Origin of the sequence: Phocaeicola coprocola DSM 17136, from assembly GCF_000154845.1 — a bacterium.
Taxonomy (GTDB): domain Bacteria; phylum Bacteroidota; class Bacteroidia; order Bacteroidales; family Bacteroidaceae; genus Phocaeicola; species Phocaeicola coprocola.
The window spans coordinates 139017-163301 of record NZ_DS981509.1; the positions used below are offsets into that span (position 1 = coordinate 139017).

Annotated in this window: 12 protein-coding genes; 4 read left to right on the top strand and 8 right to left on the bottom strand. The window is 45.1% G+C overall.

Translation table 11 applies throughout. From position 1 onward, the window contains the following. Positions 1–43: 43 nt before the first annotated feature. The 4 genes from BACCOP_RS17695 to BACCOP_RS17715 all read right to left on the bottom strand — a co-directional run bounded on the left by BACCOP_RS17695 (position 44) and on the right by BACCOP_RS17715 (position 10857). The gene (locus BACCOP_RS17695) at positions 44–1123 is read right to left on the bottom strand and encodes a DUF1573 domain-containing protein (RefSeq protein WP_007571538.1); all 1080 of its coding nucleotides are present in this window, start codon (positions 1121–1123) and stop codon (positions 44–46) included. Positions 1124–1296: 173 nt separating this feature from the next. Next, positions 1297–6975, bottom strand: coding sequence for an alpha-2-macroglobulin family protein (locus BACCOP_RS17700; RefSeq protein WP_007571539.1), 5679 nt, complete (start codon positions 6973–6975; stop codon positions 1297–1299). 526 nt (positions 6976–7501) lie between these two features. Further along, positions 7502–8989, bottom strand: coding sequence for a pectate lyase family protein (locus BACCOP_RS17710; protein WP_022125538.1), 1488 nt, complete (start codon positions 8987–8989; stop codon positions 7502–7504). A 239-nt stretch (positions 8990–9228) separates the two neighbouring features. Next, a complete protein-coding gene (locus BACCOP_RS17715; protein ID WP_007571545.1) occupies positions 9229–10857 on the bottom strand; it encodes a polysaccharide lyase domain-containing protein in 1629 nt (542 codons plus the stop codon). A 217-nt stretch (positions 10858–11074) separates the two neighbouring features. On the opposite strand from BACCOP_RS17715, the gene BACCOP_RS17720 reads away from it, so the two are divergent. Beyond that, the gene (locus tag BACCOP_RS17720) at positions 11075–12466 is read left to right on the top strand and encodes a glycoside hydrolase family 28 protein (protein WP_148315582.1); all 1392 of its coding nucleotides are present in this window, start codon (positions 11075–11077) and stop codon (positions 12464–12466) included. Here the strand turns inward: BACCOP_RS17720 and BACCOP_RS17725 are convergent, their stop codons facing one another. Then, the gene (locus BACCOP_RS17725; protein ID WP_040312223.1) at positions 12467–16798 is read right to left on the bottom strand and encodes a hybrid sensor histidine kinase/response regulator transcription factor; all 4332 of its coding nucleotides are present in this window, start codon (positions 16796–16798) and stop codon (positions 12467–12469) included. It lies immediately after the preceding gene. A gap of 381 nt (positions 16799–17179) precedes the next feature. Between BACCOP_RS17725 and BACCOP_RS17730 the strand changes: the two genes are divergently transcribed. The 3 genes from BACCOP_RS17730 (at position 17180) to BACCOP_RS17740 (ending at position 21399) form a co-directional block, all read left to right on the top strand. Continuing rightward, positions 17180–19384 carry a S9 family peptidase gene (locus BACCOP_RS17730; RefSeq protein WP_040312224.1) on the top strand — a complete coding sequence of 735 codons (2205 nt, stop codon included), beginning with the start codon at positions 17180–17182 and terminating at the stop codon, positions 19382–19384. Between the two features lie 104 nt (positions 19385–19488). Continuing rightward, on the top strand, positions 19489–20340 hold the full coding sequence (gene lipA / locus BACCOP_RS17735) for a lipoyl synthase (protein ID WP_007571551.1): 852 nt from the start codon (positions 19489–19491) through the stop codon (positions 20338–20340). Positions 20341–20388: 48 nt separating this feature from the next. Beyond that, complete coding sequence (locus BACCOP_RS17740; protein WP_007571553.1) at positions 20389–21399, top strand: hypothetical protein; 1011 nt, start codon at positions 20389–20391, stop codon at positions 21397–21399. Positions 21400–21404: 5 nt separating this feature from the next. On the opposite strand, the gene BACCOP_RS17745 is transcribed toward BACCOP_RS17740, so the two are convergent. Genes BACCOP_RS17745 through BACCOP_RS17755 form a run of 3 tightly spaced genes read right to left on the bottom strand, consistent with a single transcriptional unit; the run spans position 21405 to position 24005 of the window. Then, positions 21405–22109, bottom strand: a complete 705-nt coding sequence (locus tag BACCOP_RS17745) for an SAM-dependent methyltransferase (protein ID WP_007571555.1) — start codon at positions 22107–22109, stop codon at positions 21405–21407. A gap of 28 nt (positions 22110–22137) precedes the next feature. Beyond that, positions 22138–23124 (bottom strand): gliding motility protein GldB-related protein, encoded by a 987-nt coding sequence (locus tag BACCOP_RS17750; protein ID WP_007571556.1) that lies wholly within the window; start codon positions 23122–23124, stop codon positions 22138–22140. A 23-nt stretch (positions 23125–23147) separates the two neighbouring features. After that, the gene (locus BACCOP_RS17755; protein ID WP_022125548.1) at positions 23148–24005 is read right to left on the bottom strand and encodes an enoyl-ACP reductase FabI; all 858 of its coding nucleotides are present in this window, start codon (positions 24003–24005) and stop codon (positions 23148–23150) included. Positions 24006–24285 lie beyond the last annotated feature (280 nt).

A 24285-nucleotide genomic window follows, 5' to 3' on the forward strand; every position in this document is an offset into this window, starting at 1 on the left:
GTCTTAGTATTTTAAGTTGATAATAATAGCCTTACGAGAGATCTTAAGGCTGTACGATTTTTGCCTTTACCCGAATGGTAACCGACGGTTTATTCGGGTCGTTGGTAATCATCAGTACACGGGGAGTACCTTTCACACGCGAAAGATTCTCACCAAGTACGGTAATCTTCAGCTTGGCAGATTCACCCGGCTTCAATACCGTTTTCTTCAAATTGACGGCTAGAGCGATGTTGAACACCTGCATATCCTGAATAACCAAATCGGTCTTTCCCGTATTGGTAATGATGACATTCTGTGATTTTTTCTGTTTCGGTTTCAGCGGAGGGAACTCCAACTGTGTAGTAGAAAGCGAAATCTGCGGAGGATTGTTCTTCTGCTGTTCGGTCAGTCCGGAGAAATCCGGCAACAAGACTGTCGATACAGGTATTTCGTTGTCGCTTCCCACTTTATCGCCCGGATAGCGTGACAGATACACCGATGTACGGGTAATACCGAACTTTGGAAGTTTTTCCGTATCGAGCGTAACGATAATCTTACCGTTCTTACCTCTTCCCAGCACTTCGGGAACTGCCTTTGCACTCAGATAAGGAGGCAGATGCATCAGCACCGGAGAATAAGCTTTATTGGATGTATTGGCAACCAGAATACTAAATTCAGGATGGTCGCCTTTATTGACATCTTTAAATTCTATTTCATCTTTGTCCAGACGGATTGCACCAAACCCGAAAGGATGGGTAAACGAATAATTTCTGGCGTCGGCTGTTACTTCACCATTAAATTCCAGATAAATAGGACGATAAGAAGCGTTGCAGTAAATACCGACTTCTTTATAGAAATGTCCGATAGCCTCTGCGTCGAAAACGGCTGTTACCGTACCTTTTCCACCGGCAGGTATCGGAGACTTAGTCCAGTCGACCTCCGTACAGCCGCAGGAAGAAGTTACTTTCGAAATAACCAGCGGTTTGTCACCCGTATTCGTGAAATTATAAGTAATGGTCACCGGATTGCGCCAAAGCACATATCCCAACTCCTGCACATTCTTGTCGAATGTTATTTTCGGCTGTGCCTGAGCAACCAAAACTACGGCAAACAATATATTGAATAGAAATAAAATGCGTTTCATCTTTCAGTGTGTTACTTGTTTAGAGTGAACAAAGATAAAGAGAAAATCAAAGACGAACAAAGGTTGGTGGTGAATTAATATAAATTTGCCGATACAGCGGTAAAAAGAAATACAGGCTGATGCAGATTTTTCCAGTATGGAAAATACATCAGCCTGTACTGTTTTCTAATGAATTATTCTACTGTCAGAGATTGTCCTCCTGTGTGTCCGCTGAACTCGGGAGCATAAACCGACTGGATGGTTGCCACACCAGCCTGATAATTTCCCGCACGGTCTAAATAAACTTCATACTCCAGCGTATATGTACCCTTCGGCATCCGGTCGATAAAGAGTTCGGTCGAAGCATCCCGGTTCACCTGATAATATCCCAGACCGTTGTTCCAATGATAGCCGGACAACTGGTTTTCCGGTTCCATACATGCCGCACGCTCATCCTTTATCCGGATAAAGTCCATGTCGCGATCGGCCTTTACCGTCAGTCGTACAGTCAGTTTATCTCCAGCATGCAAGGCAGTCTTCCGCGAAACCTGCTTACCGTCGAGCCAATACTCACGTACTATTGAAACGCCGTTACCTTTTGCCGGAAGTACCTTATCCATATCCTCCAGATACTGCGCATATACAGCTCCCCAGCCTATACCGGTTCCCGACTTCGAAACGACAACACGTTCCACACGAGTATCCGTTCCGGTCAGCGTCTTTCGGGTATATCCTAAAGCATCGTCCGGAGTACGTACCTCGATATTACCGGCTACTGCCTTCATCTTTCCATTCACCTGTAACTGCTTACCGGAGCCATTCAAGAAAGCATACACCGCATCTGCTGTTGCAATACCGCTTTCCCATACCTGAACCTGCTTCTGTTTGAGCAGCCAAAGCTTCATACCGGCCAGCATATCCGCATCGGGAGCAATCTGCCGGATAGCCTCCATAGCAGCCACCTGTGCAGGGATTCTGTAATTGCTCCATGAATAAGGTGCTTTCGGTGTATCGAAATAGACTCCCAGTTGCGGCGTGCTTACCGTATACTCCTTAACAGACTGAACCAGTTCCTGAGCCTGACGCTTTCTGCCATCAGCCTGCATAATGAGAGCAATCATCGCCTTCTCACCGATAGAATACTCAGCCGAACGGTTTTCCAGCTTATCCGTCATATAGGCGTTTATCTGTTTATCTGCCAACGAAGCAGCCTGCCCGTCGAGGGCACAAACATACAGATAGTGTACCACCTGCCCGTTGGGAACAAGGTTTTTCGCACCTTCCTTTTCCGCCTTCTTCATCATTTCATAATCTTCTTTCACTGCGTTCTGCAAATAGCGCAAAGCCTGTGTATACATCGGAGCGACCTTTCCGTCGAGCGTCACGTTCATGTGCTGTAAACGTGCCAGCATCTCCACAATCTGCGTTGTAATATACCGGCTACCTGTCATACCCTTATACCAGCTCCATGAGCCATCGGAAAGTTGCAGTTCTTGCAAACGTTCTACCGAAGTACGCAGGCGGTTGTCCATCGAATTCAGATCGAACAACAAGGCTATACGCCGTTTCTGTTCGCCTTCCTCAATTGCTTCGGAAAGCCATGGAGTTTCTTCCAGCAACAGATTCTTCAAATCCTGATTGCGTTCGAGATTACTCAAAAGCGTTTCTTTACTTCCTCCCTGAGCAATCCAGGTATCAAACACCTGTTTGATGCGGGGATTTGCCTTCACAATAGCCTCAGCAAGTGAATTGGCATAATAGGCAGTTGCCCACGACAATGCATCTTCTTCTGCCGGATTGCCAATAACAGGCAACGCCTGAACAGCATACCAGTCGGGATTTGCAGTCAGCTCCACTGTCAGCCGTCGTTCGGTAGCCGTTTTGCTCTGCTTGTTGAACAAGTCTTCGGTTCCGACTTCCGTCATGCTTTCTCCACTCAATTGGACAGGAATGGTTTCCGTCATCCACTGCTTGTCGGTCAGTACCGGCAAGTAATGCTGTTCGCCGTCGCTATATTCTCCAGCCTCGGCCGTAATCCGGCATACCACCATATCATATTTATCAGGAATCTGGCAGTCAAACCGTACGACCCCCGTTGTTCCTTCTGCCACACTGAACGGTTGCTGATAATCGTAAACCACTTCTTCTGTCACCGGATCGTATAATTTGATACCGGCATTCCCTTCAATCTTGTCCATCGACAGATTGACCAGCGAAGCAGCAATAACGGTTCGGTCACCTTTGCGGACGAAGCGCGGCATATTAGGTTGCACCATAAATGGCTTGCTCGTCTTCACGGTCTGCGTCAGCATGCCGTAATCGACATCCTGTGTATGCGCCAGTCCTGTGAACTTCCATTCGGTCAATGCATCCGGTACGGTAAAGACGATACTTACCCTACCCAGTGAATCAGTCCGCAAATTCGGATAGAAAAAGGCTGTTTCGGCAAAGTTCTCACGCACCGGAATCATCGTTTCTTTACCATCTGTTCCTTCGACAGCTGCATCATTTTCTACAATCTGCAAGACTTCTTCTACACCAGCACTGCCGCTTTCTTTTTTAAAGCCAGACGATACAATATCCGGAGAGGCGACTACCGCCGATTCCTCAACAGTCATGACAGGCTGATATTTCACCTCTACGGCATTTCCGGCATCGTGTTTCGCCAGAATACGGGTTGATGTGCCAGCCAGATTGATGCCTCGCATATAAACATTTCCGGAAAAGACCAGCAAAGAACTATACTCACCATTCAGCAGATTCAGTCCGGTGTATGTCCTTACGTATGGAAAACCTGCAAACATGCCGATTCCCTGGTTTGCCGACAACATACCTGCATAAATCCATGGAACAGGGCGAGAGAACCACAGATTAAAACGCCAGTCGTGCTGATACAGCTTATCGAGCGAAGCATCGTAAAGGGATGCCATCACATTAGCTTTCACCGGATTTCCGGCCGCATCTGTAATATGCATGCTCCATTCTTCCTTATTGCCCGGCTGCAACTTATCTCTGAAAGTTTCCCACTTCAATGTCAGTTTCTTTTCCGGTTCCGGCCGGATGATTGTCGCCTGCTTGCTATACAGGCTGCCGTTCCGCATGAAAGCAAAGTTTACGGTAATACCATCGCCATACACCTCCCGATACGGATAACTGAATTTCTTGATTTCATCATTCAGTGTCAATCGCTGAGAATCGATCCGTTTGCTTCCACTGTACACATCGACCAGCAGATACACATTCTTTTCACTGGTTCCCACATACAAGGTTGCCGGAGCCGATTCGTTAAACTCGGTTCCATCCTGATAGAACCAGTCGACAGCAGGATACGGGAGTCGTGTATCCAGACGCGAGAACAATGTAAAATCTTGCTCTGCCGTACATACTCGTCCCTGCGCATCCGTTGCAGAAATTTCAATGCGATATCTGCCCGAAGGCAATGCAAGCAATTCGGAAGGAACAAACGAACGTTGAGCTTCCGCCTTGCCTTCCAGTTGCAATCCGGCTTTCTTGCCCGCTTTATCCAATGCAAACACACGGTAAGCGACCTCTGTCTGTACAGGAGTTCCATTCAGGTTCAATGCCATAAACTGCACCTTTTCCTGTTTCTCACGCATGACCATACCCGACAGTCCGCGTATCTGCAAGCCCAACGACTGCTTACCCACCGGAAGTGACAAGGTGTTTGTCTGTGTTTCAGCCGCTCCATCGGTTACCTCTGCCTGTACTTCATATACATAATAACGGTGCTCCAGCATATCCCTTCCGGTTGTTTCCGGGGCAGTAAGCACCACACGGACACTAAAATTTCCATCAGCATCCGTCTGCACCTCACCGTTATCCAACTCTACCTTATTCATACCTCCCATACGGAACCACATATATTCCGAACGGGATATCGTATATTTTACCTTTGCCATACGGACTGGTGCTCCGGCAAATGTCTTTGCTTCTCCTTTCACCACAATGGAATCGCCCATATTATATGTGTCTTCGTACGGAGTAAAGACCACATCAAAAGTAGGACGCTTGTATTCCTCTACCTTGATAATGGCAGAAGCTCCATCCATCGACACATAATAAGTACCGGGAAGCAGGTTCTGTGGCAGCACAAATTCACCCGACAATACGCCAAAGTCGTCTGTCGATACGGTATATTCGGCTACATTACGCTCGGAAGAATACAGTTTCAGAGAACTTTTTTCGCCCTTTATCACACGAAGAGAATCACCGTTCTGTTCGTAAACCATACCGGAAACATATACTTTCTGTCCCGGACGATACAACGAACGGTCGGTAAACAGATTTACCTTCTTCTTCCATCCCTGCACTGTTTCTCTGACAAACGAAGCATTTCCTCCTATACTTGAAATAGCAGTGAAATCATTTCCTGCCATACGGACATTGTAATAAATCCTGCCCGAACGGGGAACATCTACCGTAACACTGCCTTTACCATCGGTCTTATATACCTGAAGCACATTGTATTCATTTCCGTTCGACCGATACGTAACCACTTCTGCACCCGGAACTGGTCTGCCCGTCAGTTTATCTACAGCAACAAGCTCCTTGCGTCCCTCTGACACAGGAATACTGATGCACTGATAAGGAGAAACAAACAACAACGAATAATCAATACCTTTCGCACTCCCTTGAGGAATTTGCTTTAACATGTAAATTCCCGCTTCGGGCAATGTATAATGCAATACCGTATCACGCTTTTCGTAATCGGGGGTAGAAGGCAAAGCGTAGTAACATGAAGCCACTTTTGTACCGTAATTCTGTATCAACGTTTCTTCCTTCAGATTGCCGCGAATCAATGAAGAAGCAGGAGATATATTCAGACGATACAATTCGAAAGACACTCCTTTCAGATTGGCATACGTCAGGTTCATATCCGCCTCATAGTTGGGATATACAAAAGGAATATTCATTGAAAGATACGGACTGGAAGCAAAATCAATGTATGAACGCAACTGAGACACCCATTCGTGCTTAGGATATTTTTCAATTCCTTCTCGTGCCGCCTCAACCGACTTAAGCAGTTCATTGTTCATACGATAGACATAGGCCAGCTTTACATATACATCGGCACAGACAGGCAGATCCTTGTATTCTTCTGCCAGCTTACGCAATTCCTCCGCTACCTGCTCCGGTGTCAGCGCTTCACGTACGATGCTACTTCCCGCCCCTTCCCAGCAGTACAACAAACGGGCTTCCTTAGTCAGTAAAGCTGCCTGACGGTTGCTTTCACCGTAGAAAGCAATCAGTCCGTCGTACAGTGACAATGCTTCCGACACACATTTCAGTCTGTCGGAATTAAAACGATAAACAGACAAACGTTCAATTGCCTGCCGGGAAAGCAAGTCGAACATATTATCATCCAGATACTTTTCACTCAGCTCGCCGGAAGTTGTCATCGGACGGAAATCCTTGGCAGAAGCCTTACCCAGTACCTCTCTGTCTTTCAGCGAAAGACGGAAATACCGTATCGCATCATCTTCCGTGCCCAACTGCTGATTATCCAGTATCAGGCTACCCATTACATGATTCAGTGCGGCACACCCCACCCTATCTGTTTCGCTTTCTGCCCATTTCCGGATACCATCGTACTCTGCCTGTGCACTGTCCGGAGTAAGCTGGATGCGTGATTCAGCACGCACAATATAGGCCTTCATCATCTGAGGGATGTTCTTTTCACTTTTCGCTTTAGTGTATATTTTATCAACTACACCAATAACCGTTTTCGGCAAGTCCTTCTTTTGGGCTGCTTCTACTTCTTTCCAAAGTTCATTATAACTCTGTGCCTGCAATACAGATGGAAACAAACTGAAAAACAGTATCAGCCAGCTCATCAAATGTACTTTCTTCATATCGCATATAGTTTGGTTTCACATAACATTGTTCTATAAAGAAAAGAAATTTTCACTTAAATGCTGCACAGATTTTAATTAAATTATCTGAAAGACTAAGTAAGTTACCATAAAAGACATTGAAACCTTATCCCAAAACATGCTGATGTTTCTTCTAAAAGATGCTCATGTTTTCCCCAAAAAATGCTGATGCTTTACAGAACTTCTGCCCGTATTTTTCAAAAAAAATCCTTCGCGCTCCTGTATTTCCAAAGAAATTCCAAGAAGCGCAAAGGATTATGAAGGCATCCTTTAACGGGCTGTGGTACAAAATTTTCTGTCGTATCCGACACTATCAACGGGGTGCTTAAACCTTTCTGTCATTACATTTTCATAAGCATATCAGTTTGCCTTCCAAATTATATAGAGATTGTGTACTGTGTTGATTTTCAATTAAATTAAACGATATTCATCATATACACCCCAACAAATAAAAAGCGCCCACCTTATATATATTCACATCTATTGTTTCATATCTTATATCCGATTATAAACCTTCATTCAGATAGACTTCCAGATTGGTATATCCTTCACGACTTAACGTTACTGCTGATCCATCTGCCGGATTCTCGGAATCCAATCCGTGTTTTCTTTCCCACACATCGGGCATACCGTCACCATCAGTATCCAGAAGAGCCTGCAAATCGGTATTTCCGTCGGAAAGGTCCACCCATGGTGATGAAGCTCCTTCAGGCATGACATCCTCGGGCAAGTCGATTATGCCAGGCGAACTGGCAGCCTTTTTATCAATGCTTCCCATATAAGTCGCCGTACCGGTACGAGTTTCTCTTACAATCCGCTCATCGATTTCATCTCTCCATTTGGAACATCCGGCTGAAGCCAGCACTTTCTCGAAGGCTTCGGCAGCTGTATGTGTGGTAACAATACCTGCTTCCAATGGAGCTTTCAGCCGTATCGTATCGCGTGTGACGGAAGAAAAGTATCCGTCGGCACTTGCCGTATCAAGCTGTTCGTATATACCTTTCGTCCAGTTATCGGCTGAAACTTCGGGAAAGCCTTCTACTACATTACCGTCCACATAAAACTTTCCCCACACATGCAGCATGGGATGCCAGATGTTGGGCTCCCCTTTCTTGTTATAACAATATTTTTTAGAACGCACACCGACAGAAGCAATCCGATAACGCACCTTATTATGAGGTGTAGCAGGACCGGGTTTATAATAATTATTCACGATATTGACTTTCATTCCTTCGCCTCCATAGCAGCCATTGCCAGCCCAGTTGTAGTACACATTGTTACGAATATCCACATACTCTCTGGTCTGTGTTCCCGGACGAGGTCCCATACGCGGAACTCTACTCACATGATGTGCCATGAGATTATGATGGAACGAGGCATGATCTCCTCCTACTATACCGCCATATCCGTGCGCTCCCTTGGCATGCCCTCCGTTATTCAGACTTTCTGAGATGATACACCATTGTACGGTAGTATTCTCATTTCCATATACAGAGCAAGTTTCGTCTACCGACCAGCTGATGGAGCAATGGTCTACTATGATATTGCGATGATCGGTAGCTCCAAGTCCGTCGGGTTCTCCCTTGTTTTCGTTGCCAACCCGAAAGCGTACATAACGGATTATAACATCGTCTGCCTTGATAGTTACCGGATAACGTGCAATACATACTCCACGTCCCGGAGCTGTCTGTCCGGCAATGGTCAGGCTATCGTTCACTATTTGCAAGGGACGGTTCAGAAAAATGTTACCCGAAACATCGAACACCACGGTACGTGCCCCTTTCTTATTTACAGCATATCGGAGAGTTCCTTCCTGCTCTCCATCTTCGAGTGTGGTAACATGATATACCTTACCCCCTCTTCCTCCGACAGTGTATCTTCCGAATCCTTCAGCTCCCGGAAAAGCCGGAAGAGCAGTTCCACCGTCAGCTGCAATCATCGTTCCAGTTGGGAAAAACAATAATAAGATTAATAAAAATAACGGATGCTTCATAACTATCAGATTTTATTCCTGCTGTTTTCGATAACGCAAAAATAAGATACCCCTGAAGAAAAGACGTGCATTATTTAAGTAAACAATGTATACTATTTAGGCAAACCGGCGATATGAATAAATATTGCATGACATACGGACTATTTTTCAAGACAAAGCAATGGCGCCATCAGCAGCCGGACGATAAATCGTACAGCAACCAATAACGCCATGCCTTAATCAACAACTATTTCCAGAAATTACTGCTGTTGTTTCTTTATAATATCCTGCACCAGACTATGCAGATACATTTCAAGATTTGTATATTTTCCAGCCGGATCGAGTGTATTCGCATTACCGTCATCCGGATTATTGGCATCGAGCCCGTATGCCGTTTCAAAAGCATCAGGCATACCGTCGCCGTCTGTATCGGTCACATCACGCGAGGTATCTTTCGCAAGTTCCGGATAAGGATTGTCACCCAGTTCGGACAATGCCTGCAATACATCTTCAGGTTCGTTGATGTATCCAGGCTTATTTCCTGAAGCCGTACACGTAGCTTTTCCTTCTTTGACATCCGAAAGGACAAGCTCGTCGATTGCATCCCGATAATTGCAGGCTCCAGCATAGTTCAATACCGCCTGATAAGCTTCCTGTGCCGAATGCTCGGTTGTCATTACCGGATCGACTACCGGCGACTCCTTACGGATAGCCTTCATGGTTTCTTCAGTCCACAGATTATCTACCTTACTGCCGTTTTCCTGCTGTGCGTAAATACCTTTTGTCCAGTTGTCTGCCGTAACATCATCGTGTCCTTCCACCACGTTTCCCGTTACATAGAAAGTTCCCCATTTATGCAAGGAAGGATACCAGTCGTTGTAAGAACCATCGTCTTCAGTCACATAATCGAGAGTACGAACACCAATCTTGGCTATACGGTAACGGATACGGTCTGTTTCCTTACCCGAATTAGTAGCCGGTCCCGGTTTATAATAATTGTCTACAATATTTATATTCTGATTTTCGGCTCCGTAACAGCCCTCTCCTGCCCAGTTATAAAATACATTATTCCGGATATCGACATACTCATTAAGCTGTGTGCTGGGGCGCGGGCCCAGACGAGGAACACGGCTTTCGCAATGTGCTATCAGGTTATGGTGATAGGAAGCTTTGTTTCCACCCCAGTTTCCTCCGTAGCAATGTGTACCCTTGCCATGAACCGATACACGAAGTGCCTGAGCTGCGATGCACCACTGCACGGTAGAGTTCTCCATACCGTACACCGAGAAACATTCATCCACACTCCAGCTCACTGAACAATGGTCTATGATAATATTCTTTTTATCCATACCTCCCAGTCCGTCGGGTTCTTTTCCACTGTCATCTCCGGGACGGAAACGAAGGAAACGGATGATAACTTCATTCGAATTGATGACAAAAGCATAATCGGCAAGACAAATACCTCCCGGAGAAGTCTGTCCGGCAATAGTCAGATTATCGTTATTGGTTTTTAAGTCGGCTTTCAGATGAATGGTTCCTGCGACATCAAACACAACAGTCTTTGCACCTTTCTGTTTCAATACCCAGCGTAATGTTCCCTCTGCCGGATTGTTGGCATCGTCGTCCAGACTGGTCACGTGATAAACCTTTCCTCCTCGTCCGCCTACGGTATTCTTTCCATACCCTTCTGCACCCGGAAATGCAGCAAACTCTACCGGATCCATCTGCAAAGGTCCATCAGGATTATCTTCACCTCCTGGTTCCTCGGTTTCTCCACTCTCTGTACCTCCACCAGCTGGCTGTTCTGGTGTATCATCCGAACATGCTGTTCCTCCCAAAGCAGCAAGCAGACATGCACTGAAGAGGATTCTTTTAAAATTTCTGTTCATAATATTAAATGTTAAGTAATTTAGGACTTGTTTCGGAAGCAAATTTAGGGAAAAGCGAGTATACGGAGTTGCACAAATTGATTTATGATGTACAAACATTAGTCAATCGTACATAAATATACCTCGCAGAGAAATTGTACAACGAATTGCATAAATACTATACAAGGCTTTCTGGTATACGGGCTATTTTTGTAAACAACACTCAAAATTGTATCTTATGCATATCCTGAAAACTTCAATTTTAAGCGGTTTACTGCTGACAGCCGCTGCATGTATATCCTGCCAGACATCAGAACCGTGTTCATGGAAGGAGATGGAAAAGGTGTACAACCAGATTTCTCCTCCAACTTTTCCCGACAAGACGTATGTGATAACCGATTATTACAACGGAAAAGATTCACTATACACCGATGCGATTAATCGGGCCATCGAAGCCTGCTCTTCACAAGGAGGAGGAACCGTACTCGTTCCCGACGGCGAGTTTCTCACGGCTCCTATCCGCCTGAAATCGAACGTCAACCTTCACCTGTCGGACAGTACCATTCTGAAATTTACAACCGACTACAATCTGTTCGAAACCGTACTTACACGTATAGAAGGCATCGACTGCCATAACATATCTCCGCTGATTTATGCATACGGAGAAAACAATATTGCCATTACCGGAAAGGGGAAGCTAGACGGACAGGCTAGTACAGACAACTGGTTTGCAGAACAGCGCATCCGTGGCATTAAGGCAGAAAACGGAGAAACGGTCAACGAAAAGACCCTGCTGTACCAGATGAAAGCAGATTCTATCCCCGTAAAAGAACGCGTCTTTGAAAAAGCGAACGGCATCCGCCCGCAGTTCATCAATTTATATAAATGCAAGAACATTCTGCTGGAAGGATTCACCATCAACCGTTCTCCGTTCTGGCTTATCCATCCGCTGCTGTCGGAAAACGTAACCATAAAAGGTGTGAAAATGCAAAGCCACGGTCCGAACAATGACGGATGCGATCCGGAATCGTGCGAAAACGTGCTGATAGAAGACTGCGACTTTGACACGGGCGACGACTGCATAGCCATAAAATCGGGACGCGATGAAGACGGTCGTTACTGGAACATTCCCTGCAAAAACATCATCGTACGTGAATGCCGCATGAAGGACGGACATGCAGGAGTAGCCATAGGAAGCGAAATAACCGGAGGATGCCATAATGTATGGGTAGAGAACTGCCGGATGGACAGCCCCGAACTGGACCGTATTATCCGTATCAAGTCCAACCCTATGCGTGGTGGAAACGTAGCAAACGTCTTTGTACGGAATATCACCGTAGGCGAATGTAAACAATCTATTCTGGGAATAGAGCAAAAATACTGGCATGTAGACGAAGGTCCGTATCTGCCTCTCTTCGAGAATATCCACCTGGAAAATATAACCAGTAAGAAAAGCCAGTATGTGCTTCATCTTGACGGATTTGACGATAAATCTCAGATACGCAACATCTACCTGAAAGACTGCTCATTCGAAGGAGTAGAAAAGCCGGAAATCAACAAAGTAACAGGAGCTGAAAATATCCGTTTCGAAAATGTAACTGTAAACGGAGAACCATTCCACGAAATGTAATTATTTCGTGGAATGGTTTTCCTTATATTCCGTAGGCGTACATCCCATTGCAGCCTTGAATACACGACTGAAATACTGGGGAGAAGAAAATCCACACATATAGGCAACTTCCGATACCGTATATTCTCCCGACTCCAGTAACTGCACCGAACGTTTCACACGCATATCTTTCACAAAGTCAATCGGTGAAACACTCAGAATCGATTTTATCTTCCGATAGAACATCGAACGTCCCATTCCCATCGAGTCGGCAAGATCCTCTATCTTAAAGTCCGGATTATTCAGGTTATCTTCTACACTCTGTATGATATTCTTGATAAACTCTTCATCAAAATGAGTGATTTGCGGAAGTGAAGGCGACAGATCCTCCAGCCGGTGTTCCTGCTTTTCTTCAGTTGCCGTTACGGTCACCTCGTCCAGACTACGTCCTGCCAGCAGGAAGTCTTTCAGGTGAGTGCGCTGCAACAATACCGATTTCAGACGTGCACGTAAATAAGCAGAACTGAACGGCTTCGTAATATATCCGTCGGCACCATACTCCAGTCCCTTTATACGATCGTCCAGCGAAGCCTTTGCCGACAAGATAATAACCGGAATATGACAGACATTATGGTTTGTCTTAACAGCATTCAGCAGTTCAATACCATCCATTTCAGGCATCATGACATCACTAACCACTACATCGGGCATTTCTGCCAGAACTTTTTCCAGTCCGATTCGTCCGTTCGGAGCCTCCAGTACACGATATTCTTTCTGAAGGATATGAACAATGAAGTGACGCAGCTCATCATTATCTTCTACAACCAATATCGTTATATCCTTCTGATCTTCCAGTTCTTCGGGCATCTGAACTTCGGAAGAAACATCCCGGCTGCCGTCATCCAATATAAACTCTACATTCTGGTCATTGCGATAAGCCTCAGCCCTCAAAGGCAATGAAACAGTAAAAGTACTTCCTTGTCCCAACGCCGTATCAACTTCAATCTTGCCGTGCATCATCTCTACCAGATTGTGTACCAGCGAAAGTCCTATTCCTGTAGAAACCGCCGAGCGTTCGCTTCCAAGTGTTTCAAAACGGTCGAACAGCTTGCTCAGCTTTCCGATATCGATGCCTTTTCCCTCATCTTTTACCCGGATCAGTACATTATCCGCCTGCATCTCGACGATAAGCGAAATAGATTTTCCCTTGGGAGTATATTTGAAAGCATTCGAAAGCAGATTGAACACCACCTTCTCTACCTTATCTACATCTGTATAAATCTTGATTTCTTCCTGAGGTGCGACAAAACGGAAATCTATCTCCGACTGATGTGCCATGCCTACGAAATCGGAGTATGCCTTGTGGGCCAAAGATACGATGTCGACCTGCTCTATATAAAGCTTCATCTTATTGTTCTGAATCTTACGGAAGTCGAGCAGCTGATTGATGAGCTGAAGCATACGTTCTGTATTACGCTTGGCCACCTGCATGTTCTCCAGTCCTTCGGGTGAAAGCTTTTCCTGTTCAAGTACTTCTTCAATCGGACCTTCGATAAGCGTAAGCGGAGTACGGAGTTCGTGCGATATATCGGTAAAGAAACGGAGTTTCATATTTGTAAGCTGTTTCTCGAAACCGATTTTTTTACGCAACCCCCATATATACACTACAATACCCGAAACCAGGGCCAGAGCCAGCAGGAACAAGATAACGTACAAGACCCATGCCCAACCTGTTTCCCAGAAAGTAGGTTTCACATGAATATGCAATACCTTGATATTGTCCGACCACACTCCGTCGCTGTTATTCGATTTCACTTCCAGATCAAAATCTCCTGCCGACAGATTTACAAGGCTTACCGAACGGTTCTTTCCGATATACGTCCATTCATCACTCAAATTCTTTATCCGATAAGCATATTCCAGATAAGCAGGCTTGGTAAAATCGAGTGCAGCAAACGAAACCGTAATGTTACGTTCATCGGGTTCCAGTGTCAACGTATCGTTTACCAGTGAGTTTCTGACTGAGATTCCTCCTCGTTTCTGAATGTTGAAACTTGTAAAGGCTATGTTCGGTGCATAAGCAGTCTTTTTCAACTGTTCCAGATCGATGCGTAACGCTCCTTCATTGCAGCCTACATACATGTTACCCGAACGGTCTACCACCGGAGGTACTTCGGAAAGAATTAAATTGGAGTTGACATTAAAGTGGTCATACACTTCGAAATCAGGCTTTTCCGGAGAGAACTTACAGATAATATTCTCGAACATAATCCACAGTCTGCGTTTGTTATCCTCTACCATGGCAAAGGCTATGTCCGAAGGCAGACCGTTTTTCTTATTGTAATGGAAAAAATCAATCTTGTCGGACAACAGTCCTCCCAGTTCCACCTGACTGATTCCTCCACTGAAGGTAGTAATGTATACTTCTCCGTCGGAAGTTTCCAGTATATGCATCACATCGTTATCACTCAAACTGTTCTCACGGTTCGGTTCACAATAATTCAAGTAAAAATGAATATCCTCAGGATTGTCAAACTGCGAGGAGAACGAAATCAATCCGTCGGTCGTACCCACAAGTATCACATCATTCGACAACGGACAGACGCTGCGCACACGCATACATTTTCCGGTGGGATAATTTTTTTTCAGCTTGTTGGTAACATTTATAAAGTGTAGATTCTCCGGCTCACCTACGGCAAGATTCAAGCCACCCTCATATGTTCCTACCCAAATATGCCCGAAACGGTCTTGTGCTATAGAATAAACCGAATTACAGTTTATCCCGTCCGGATTGTTTTCCTCAATCTGATAGTGTTTAAAGACGTACCCTTCTCCACGAGGTTTGCCAACAAACAATCCGTTACCGCGGCTTCCTATCCAGAAATTTCCACGGCTATCTTCAAAGAAAGAATAAATGTTAGCTCCAAACACCACCGAACCGTCTTTTACGATTCTGCCGTCAGGACTCAGGTTTCCGCAATATCCGAAATCTTTATCGTACACCTTCACCATTCCGTCCTTCGATGCCACCCAGATTCTTCCGCGCGAATCGATGTACAAGCCCCTGACCAATGCACTGGACGTGCTGAGATATTCAAAATTTGTATTCAGAAAAGCAATACGGTCAATTCCGCCTTCCTGAGCCATCCATACATTTTTATGATTGTCTATGTAATAAACCCGGTTGATACCTTCGTACATCGTTTTGGTAGCATCGTTCAACATATAGCTCTGTTGAAACACATGCTTTTTAGGATTGTAATACGAGAAAAAGCCATTATTAGAATACGCCCATATATGACCATACTCATCTTCATGGATAAAACAGGCTTCATCTTCACTTGCCTGCCGGCGGGGATAGTCCAGAAACTCAGCTTGCCGGCACTCCGGATCCAGCCTGACTATATGCTTGAGCTTGTTCTGTACCCATATATTCTTTTTCGAATCCTGAAAAATATAAACCGGCTGAAAATCCTCCTGAGTTTCGTCGAGTAACAATGAAACCGACTTTCCGTCTGCCGGATTATAAACCGCAAAGCTTCTCTTCATCAATATACCCAACAATCCGTCGGAAAGAGGAAAAATCTGCCGGATATTTTCTGCCGGACGAGATAGACGTACGTCAGACAGTCCCTTTTCCGGAAGGTATTCCATCAGCTTGTTTCTACTATCTGCCACGAAAAATCGCTTGCCGACACTAGCGGTATATCGATAAGCATCATTTCCTTTCAGTGCGTTATTGCCATATACAAAATATCCTTTGTCTGTCAGCACCCACTCATTGCCCTGCATATCGAGTGAGATTGTGAACACGTATCGTCTGCGTTCCGCATCCGAATGGGCAGGCAAGTATACCAGCCCTCCCTTGTCTTTATACCTGAAACAATCGATGCGCCACAAATCGCCATTCGTACCTACAATCCAGACCATTCCGTTTGGAAGGGTGATAATTTTCGAGGCAGCGGTACACAACTTTACTTCCGGATGATAGGCAAATACATCTTCAAAACACTCCCGGCGTATATCGAACAGATACACCCTTCTGTCGTAACTCTGGCACACCAGCATCTGATTACCTCCGAGTAGCAGATTCACCAGACGGTTATACTGAAGCTTGACCTTGTCTGTAGGATATGTCTTATAGTTTTTAAAGGAATAACCATCAAACTTTTCCAGTCCGTTCCAGGTAGCCATCCAGATGTAACCCTCATTGTCCTGCAATACTCCCTGCACCGTATTCTGCGACATACCGTCCTTCACCGAATAGTGCTTCACATTGACAAGTCCTTGCGCTGCCATGTAACACAGGCTGCACACAGCATATATCACCGTTAGAAATAAACTTTTCCCCATACAAATTCATATCGTTTTAGATACGGCAAAGATATAAGAAAGTTTATAACTAAAAAAAATCCTGAAAAACGAATTTTCCCATTGCATCACGAAAGCTTTCTTCCGGACAAGTCCGGCAAAATATCAAGATAAGGTATGGAAAACTGCCCGACGTTTTTTTAAAACTTCATATAAAAACTTACTGTATTTTCCTGACGTATGATATACTACCTGCCTAAACCTTACCGAAAACCTCGGCAAAGCTATTAAAAAGTGTGAAGTAAACGAGAAAACATCTGCAATCGGCATTTTTCGATGTAACGCACGAAAGGGGGATTGCATTTTTTTATACCTTTGCTTCAGGTAAGTATGAATAATAATAAAAACAAGCATATCTACACAATGAAAAAACTGATTGCATTATTCTGCCTGCTGGCTTTCGTTATCGGAGCACAGGCACAGCGTAAGGTCAGCCTGCAAGATGTGGCACAAGGAACCTACCGTGCACAAAGCATCTACGGCATCAAACCAATGCTGGACGGAGAACATTACACGCAGATGAGTTCTGACAAAAAACGTATCGTGAAATACTCGTTCAAAACGGGCAAGGAAGTAGAAGCGATATTCGATGTTACTACGGCAAGAGATTGCCCCGTGAAGTCGTTCGACGATTATATCATGTCGCCCGACGAAAAGCTGATTCTGATTCAGACAGACACGAAACCCATCTACCGTCATTCGTTCACTGCCGAGTATTACATATACAACGTGAAAAACAACAAGATGGAACCGCTTTCTAAAAACGGTCCTCAGCAGGTTCCACTGTTTTCACCCGACGGCTTCCAGGTTGCTTTCGTACGCAACAACAATATTTTCCTTGTGAAGCTGCTTTTCGGCAACAGCGAATCGCAGGTTACAAAGGACGGTGAATACAATAAGGTGCTGAACGGTATCCCCGACTGGGTATATGAAGAGGAGTTCTCTTTCAACCGCGCTTTCGATTTCAGTGCCGACAGCAAAATGATTGCCTATATCCGTTTCGACGAGAGTCAGGTTCCCATGTTCAGCTTCCCATGGTACAAAGGTATGGCCCCCGAAAAGAGCCAGTATGCCACTTATCCGGGAGCTTACGAATACAAGTACCCGAAAGCCGGCGAAATGAATTCGAAAGTCAGTGTGCACACATACGATATCAAGAGCCACGTTACACGTAAAATGGATTTGCCGCTCGACGAAGACGGATACATTCCACGTATCAAGTTTACTTCCGATCCTGAAAAACTTGCCATCATGACACTGAACCGCCACCAGAACCGGTTCGACATCTATATGGCCAATCCGAGAAGCGCACTGTGCAAGCTTACTATACGCGACGAAGCCGAACAGTACATCAAGGAACAGGCTTATTCTGACATTGTTTTCTATCCGGAAAATATCGTAATGATGAGTGAACGCGACGGATACAATCACTTGTACTTGTATACTATCGGAGGAAACCTGATCAAACAAGTTACCAAAGGTAAGTTCGAAGTGAAGGATTTTCTGGGATGGGATAAGCCAACCAATACGTTCTACTATACCAGCAACGAGGAAAGTCCGTTGCGTACGGCTGTATACAAGACCGATGCCAAAGGAAAGACTATCAAACTTTCTACCCGCACGGGAACCAACTCGGCAATATTCAGTACCAACCTGTCGTATTATATCAATAACTTCTCTAATATCGACACTCCTACACTGATAACGATAAACAATAACAAGGGTAAGGAGCTGACTACACTATTGGACAACTCGAAACTGAAATCGGAAGTTGCTACACTGAACATGCCGAAAAAAGAGTTTTTCAGTTTCCGTACAACCGAAGGTGTAGAGCTGAACGGCTGGATGATGAAACCTGCCAACTTCGATCCAAGCAAGAAATATCCGGTCATCATGCACCAGTACAGCGGACCGGGTTCGCAGCAGGTACTCGACAGATGGGGCATCGGAAGCTTCAGTGATGGAGGCATGTTCGAAGCTTACATGTGCGACAAAGGTTTTGTCATGGTATGTGTCGACGGACGTGGTACAGGCGGACGCGGTGTGGACTTTGAAAAATGTACATACTGCTTCCTGGGAGTAAAAGAATCGCACGACCAGGTAGAAGCTGCCAAATATCTGTCCTCACTGCCTTACATCGACGGAAACCGCATCGGTATCTGGGGATGGAGCTTCGGAGGTTACAATACACTGATGTCGATGAGTGAAGGTACACCTGTATTCAAGGCTGGTGTGGCGATTGCAGCTCCAAGCGACTGGCGCTTCTACGATACAGTATATACTGAACGCTTCATGCGTACACCGAAGGAAAACGGCGACGGTTACAATGCCGGTTCGGCTATCCTCCGCGCTCCGAAACTGCATGGCGACCTGCTTCTGATACACGGAACAGCCGACGACAACGTGCACTATCAGAACTGCGCCGAATACAGTGAAGCACTGGTACAGGCAGGCATACAGTTCGACATGCAGGTATATACCAACCGCAATCACAGCATCTTCGGCGGCAACACACGCAATCATCTGATGAACCGTGTAGCCAACTTCTTTATCGAAAAGCTGAAATAAACATTATAATCATACATTGAGAGTTATGAGGAATTAAAAATTCTACTGCCGATACAAGGCGGCGGTTTTTAATTCCTCATTTCTCATTCTTAGACCAATATACTATGGAACACGTAAAAAAGCCTGGATGGCTGAAAATAACTATCGGAACCAATGCACGCTATACCGATACAAAACGCATTGTCGATACGCATAAACTGCATACGATATGCAGCAGCGGCCGTTGTCCGAATCTGGGCGAATGCTGGGGAAAAGGAACGGCTACTTTCATGATAGGTGGTGCTATCTGTACCCGCTCATGCAAATTCTGTAACACCCTCAGCGGGAAACCGCTTCCGCTCGACGCTCAGGAGCCTGAACGGGTAGCCGAATCGGTCCGTCTGATGAAACTGGATCATGCCGTTGTCACCTCGGTAGACCGCGACGATCTGCCTGATCTGGGAGCAGCTCACTGGGCTGCCACAATCAAAGCGATAAAAGAAGTCAATCCGAATACAACACTGGAAACACTCATCCCCGACTTTCAAGGCAGGGAAGAACTGATCCGCATGGTAACCGACGCCCGTCCCGATATTATTTCACACAACATGGAAACCGTACGCCGCATCAGCCCGCTGGTAAGAAGCGTGGCAACCTACGACCGAAGTCTGGAGGTTATCCGCCAGATAGCCGAGAGTGGAATAACGGCCAAGTCGGGCATCATGGTAGGACTGGGAGAAACTCCTGAAGAAGTAGAACAGACCATGGACGACCTGCTGGCAAACGGCTGCCGCATTCTCACCATTGGACAATATCTCCAGCCGAGCCGGAAACATTATCCCGTTCATGAGTATGTCACACCCGAACAATTTGCCCGCTACAAGGAAACCGGAGAAAAGAAAGGATTTGCCACAGTAGAAAGCGGTCCGCTGGTACGTTCTTCCTATCATGCCGAAAAACACATCCGCTATAAGTGAACAATTCGGAAAAGAACCTTGTTACACCTATAAAAAAGACCACGGCAGATGATGAAACTTATATTAAAATACAGAAACAAGATAGTATCGCTCGGACTGTTGCCTATCATAGCAACACTGATATGTTTGCATTTTTTCCAAAATACAATAGTGCTGGGAATAGGTTTTATAGTCTGCCTCGGTCTGCTGTTATACGGCATTGTACGCCTGAAGGATCTGAATTTTTTCCTTCTGCTAGGTAGTATAGGCATAGGTTCCTGCTTCGTACTTCGCCTGTTTACAGGCTACAAATTTATTCCATACGGAAGCATTACTCCCATACTGGAGCTGTTGCTGCTCATTGTGGCATTCATCCATATCACAGCTCCCGAAATCTACAAGGAACTGCAAGAACGGCTGCATCTGAGAAACTGTTTCTCTTTTGTTCTGGAAGCAAAAACCATTGTAATACTTTCATCACTGCATCTTACTATCCTGCTTTTTGTAGACCATATCGAACATCTGTTTTTGGAAGAGGGTTCTTTCTTCCTGATGTACGGCATACCGGTTATTATCTATGTGCTGTGCCTGGTCATCAATGTAGTAGGAATCCATCTCGCACTTCAGGAAAACTTCCGTTATAGTCTGGTGCGCATTGCAGTAGTACACGACGGAAAAATCTACCTGAAACAACGTACCGGATGTCCTGACGAAAAATACGAAAACGCTCCCATGTGGGATATTGCTGTAGAAAGTCCTTTTGAGGGACCAATCGAAAAGAGCAGCGAATACGCCGCACGCATCGCCAAAAAGATATGTGCTTCGAAAAATACTACCCCACGGCTTATATTGAAATATACAACTACATCATGCGATGCCGACAACCAGCAACGCGTATCGTTGTACATTCTCCCTCTCCAGAACGAAACAGACCTGCAGAAAATAACCGGAGGCAGATTCTTTTCTTTCGACGAAATAAGCGAAACCGCTGCACGCAGATACAGTCCTTCCCTGCTTTCGGAACTGGATACACTTCAGATGGCAGCAGAAATGTGGAAGGCATTCGGTGCTTCCGAATAATATTTTTATTTATAAATCAAAAATATGCACGGTATCTTTGAAAGGTCGGGCAAATGACCTTTCCATTCCTGAACAGTCTTGGTTTTGATATATTCCCCCTCACAGGTAATATTGGCAGCCACACAAAGTTTGGTTTGCGGACGGCAGGCTTTCAAGATATCCTCCAGCATCTTGTTGTTACGGTAAGGTGTTTCGATGAAAAGCTGTGTCTGATGCTCACTGTATACCCGCTGTTCCAGTTCCTTCAATCTTTTCTGACGTTCTCCCGGTTCGATAGGCAGATAACCGTGGAAAGCGAAACTTTGTCCGTTGAAGCCCGAACCCATGACCGACAGGATAATAGACGACGGTCCCACCAAAGGAACCACCTTCAGATTCTTGCGCTGTGCGATAGCTACAACGTCTGCTCCCGGATCGGCAACGGCCGGACAACCTGCTTCCGAGATTACTCCCATGGAGTTTCCTTCCTGCAACGGTTTCAGATAACCCGAGATAGCTTCGGGTGACGTATGTTTGTTCAACGGATAAAACGTCAGTTCGTCGATATTGATATCCCGATCCACTTTTTTCAGGAATCGGCGTGCCGAGCGCACATCCTCTACGATAAAATGACGAATCTGCAGAATGATTTCTCTATTGTACGAAGGAAGGACTTTTTCTACCGGAGTATCACCAAGAGTCACCGGCAGCAAGTATAATGCTGTATCCATGATTGTCTATAATCTATATTTTTGTAGCTCAGTCTAAAGTCAGATTGCCGAAATCAGTACGTTCCAGCAGTGTGGCAATACTCACGTCAGAGTGTTGCTTCATGTATTTTTCTACAAGCTGCATTCCCAGCCATAAGCCTATTACCGGCGGAATCTTCTCACCGTTGAGTACCATGCTCGGATCGGAATGTGTATATGCACGAATCAGCATCGGGTCTGTACTCGCGAGATGTCCCCTTTCTTTCATCCATTTCCACATCTCCTTCTCATGTTCCTTGCACCAGTCTTCTTCCTCGCTGCTATATCCCAGCATTGCTCCGTTCGATTTCATCTTAAGTACCTTACGCACTACCCAGTGTATTTTTCCCTGGTGCATGATGACATCGTATAGCGAACGGTGTCCCGGATGCCATTCAAACGGATATAAGCTAAGCAGATAGAAGGTAAAACAGTCGGGAAGTATCCGGTCCGGATTCATCGAGCGGCGCTGATAGTCGTAATAATACCGGCGATAAAGCGGATAGTCTTCGCCCATGTACTTGTCAATACTGAAGCCCAGCAAGCTGTCGCCCACCACTACCGACTGGTTGAGTGCTGAGATTTGCGAGTAGACTGCCGGTATGGGAAATGAAGGTATCTCTTCCCGCAAACGGTGAAAACCTTCGGTAAATCCCTTTTCAAGGGAAGTCATATCTTTGAACTTCTCGGTCGCATCCTGCATCAGCCGGAGCAAAATTGTGTCCGAGTAATACTCACACAAGCGTTCGTTGATAGCCGGCTCGTCTACTGTACCCAGCATGAGCACATCTTCTATCAGAATCTTGGTAGCACGCGGACAGTCGAGGCTCATTTTCTGCAATGCCGAGAAGCTGTTCATTGCCGTGGCCTCAAATTGCAGACGGTCGTAACGGAAAACCTTTATATTCTTATTAAGCAAAACATCGCCGTCTTGCTCTCCTGTATGACAGGAAACAAGTACGACGATGCTTAGTAATATGAATATAAATTTTCTCATGTAAACAGTTTATCCGTCAGATATTATCCGTAGATAATATTTCCGTTTTCGTCTTTGTATTCATCCAGACCCTTTTCGTAAGTAGCCATAGCACGAAGACTCATACCTATGCTAGAGAAACCTCCATCGTGGAACAGGTTCTGCATAGTGACTTTACGAGTAAGGTCAGAGAACATTACGATACAGTAGTCAGCACATTCGTCAGCCGAAGCATTGCCCAGAGGCGACATGCGGTTGGCGAAGTCGAACAGTTTATCCATACCTTTTACTCCCGATCCGGCAGTAGTCATGGTAGGCGACTGTGAAATGGTATTGATACGTACGTGATGTTCGCGTCCGTAAATGTAACCGAAGCTACGTGCGATAGATTCAAGCAAAGCTTTCGCATCTGCCATATCATTGTAACCGTAGAATGTACGCTGTGCAGCTACATAGCTCAGTGCAACGATAGAACCGTATTCGTTGATAGCATTCAGTTTTTTAGCCGACTGAATCATCTTATGGAATGAAACGGCTGAAATATCCAGCGTTTTGTTCAACATATCATAGTCAAGGTCATCGTAAGTACGTTTCTTACGTACGTTAGGTGACATACCTATAGAGTGCAGTACAAAGTCGATTTTACCTCCCAATACCTCCATTGAACGCTTGAAAACGTTTTCCAAATCTTCTACGCTTGTAGCGTCTGCCGGAATCACTTCGCAATTCAGCTTTTCTGCCAATGCAGAAACTTCTCCCATACGGACAGCAACAGGAGTATTGGACAAAGTGATCACTGCTCCTTCTTCAACAGCTTTTTCTGCAACTTTCCATGCAATAGACTGTTCATTCAGAGCACCAAAAACAATACCTCTTTTTCCTTTCAGTAAATTATAACTCATACTTTTTTTATTATAAATTTGGGGCAAAGATACAAACAATTCTGTTAATCCTGACATTTTCAGGCATGAATCTATGAAAAATGAACAATATTCCCTCCTGCATACCAAAGAATGCATCTTTTGTCAATTTTTCATATATAAAAACACAAGATTGCACATTTTTTTCACCTATTGAATCAAAATGTTCACATCATTTTCATGCGAACCTGCTAATTTTGTAAACATCAACAAGAGGTTTTTCATAATATTTATTAAGGTCAATAGTTCGTTAAAAATTCGC

Coding starts and splice junctions, on each gene's coding strand:
- BACCOP_RS17695 (WP_007571538.1), bottom strand. CDS start 1,123: ATGAAACGCATTTTATTTCTATTCAATATATTGTTTGCCGTAGTTTTG.
- BACCOP_RS17700 (WP_007571539.1), bottom strand. CDS start 6,975: ATGAAGAAAGTACATTTGATGAGCTGGCTGATACTGTTTTTCAGTTTG.
- BACCOP_RS17710 (WP_022125538.1), bottom strand. CDS start 8,989: ATGAAGCATCCGTTATTTTTATTAATCTTATTATTGTTTTTCCCAACT.
- BACCOP_RS17715 (WP_007571545.1), bottom strand. CDS start 10,857: ATGAACAGAAATTTTAAAAGAATCCTCTTCAGTGCATGTCTGCTTGCT.
- BACCOP_RS17720 (WP_148315582.1), top strand. CDS start 11,075: ATGCATATCCTGAAAACTTCAATTTTAAGCGGTTTACTGCTGACAGCC.
- BACCOP_RS17725 (WP_040312223.1), bottom strand. CDS start 16,798: ATGGGGAAAAGTTTATTTCTAACGGTGATATATGCTGTGTGCAGCCTG.
- BACCOP_RS17730 (WP_040312224.1), top strand. CDS start 17,180: ATGAAAAAACTGATTGCATTATTCTGCCTGCTGGCTTTCGTTATCGGA.
- lipA (WP_007571551.1), top strand. CDS start 19,489: ATGGAACACGTAAAAAAGCCTGGATGGCTGAAAATAACTATCGGAACC.
- BACCOP_RS17740 (WP_007571553.1), top strand. CDS start 20,389: ATGATGAAACTTATATTAAAATACAGAAACAAGATAGTATCGCTCGGA.
- BACCOP_RS17745 (WP_007571555.1), bottom strand. CDS start 22,109: ATGGATACAGCATTATACTTGCTGCCGGTGACTCTTGGTGATACTCCG.
- BACCOP_RS17750 (WP_007571556.1), bottom strand. CDS start 23,124: ATGAGAAAATTTATATTCATATTACTAAGCATCGTCGTACTTGTTTCC.
- BACCOP_RS17755 (WP_022125548.1), bottom strand. CDS start 24,005: ATGAGTTATAATTTACTGAAAGGAAAAAGAGGTATTGTTTTTGGTGCT.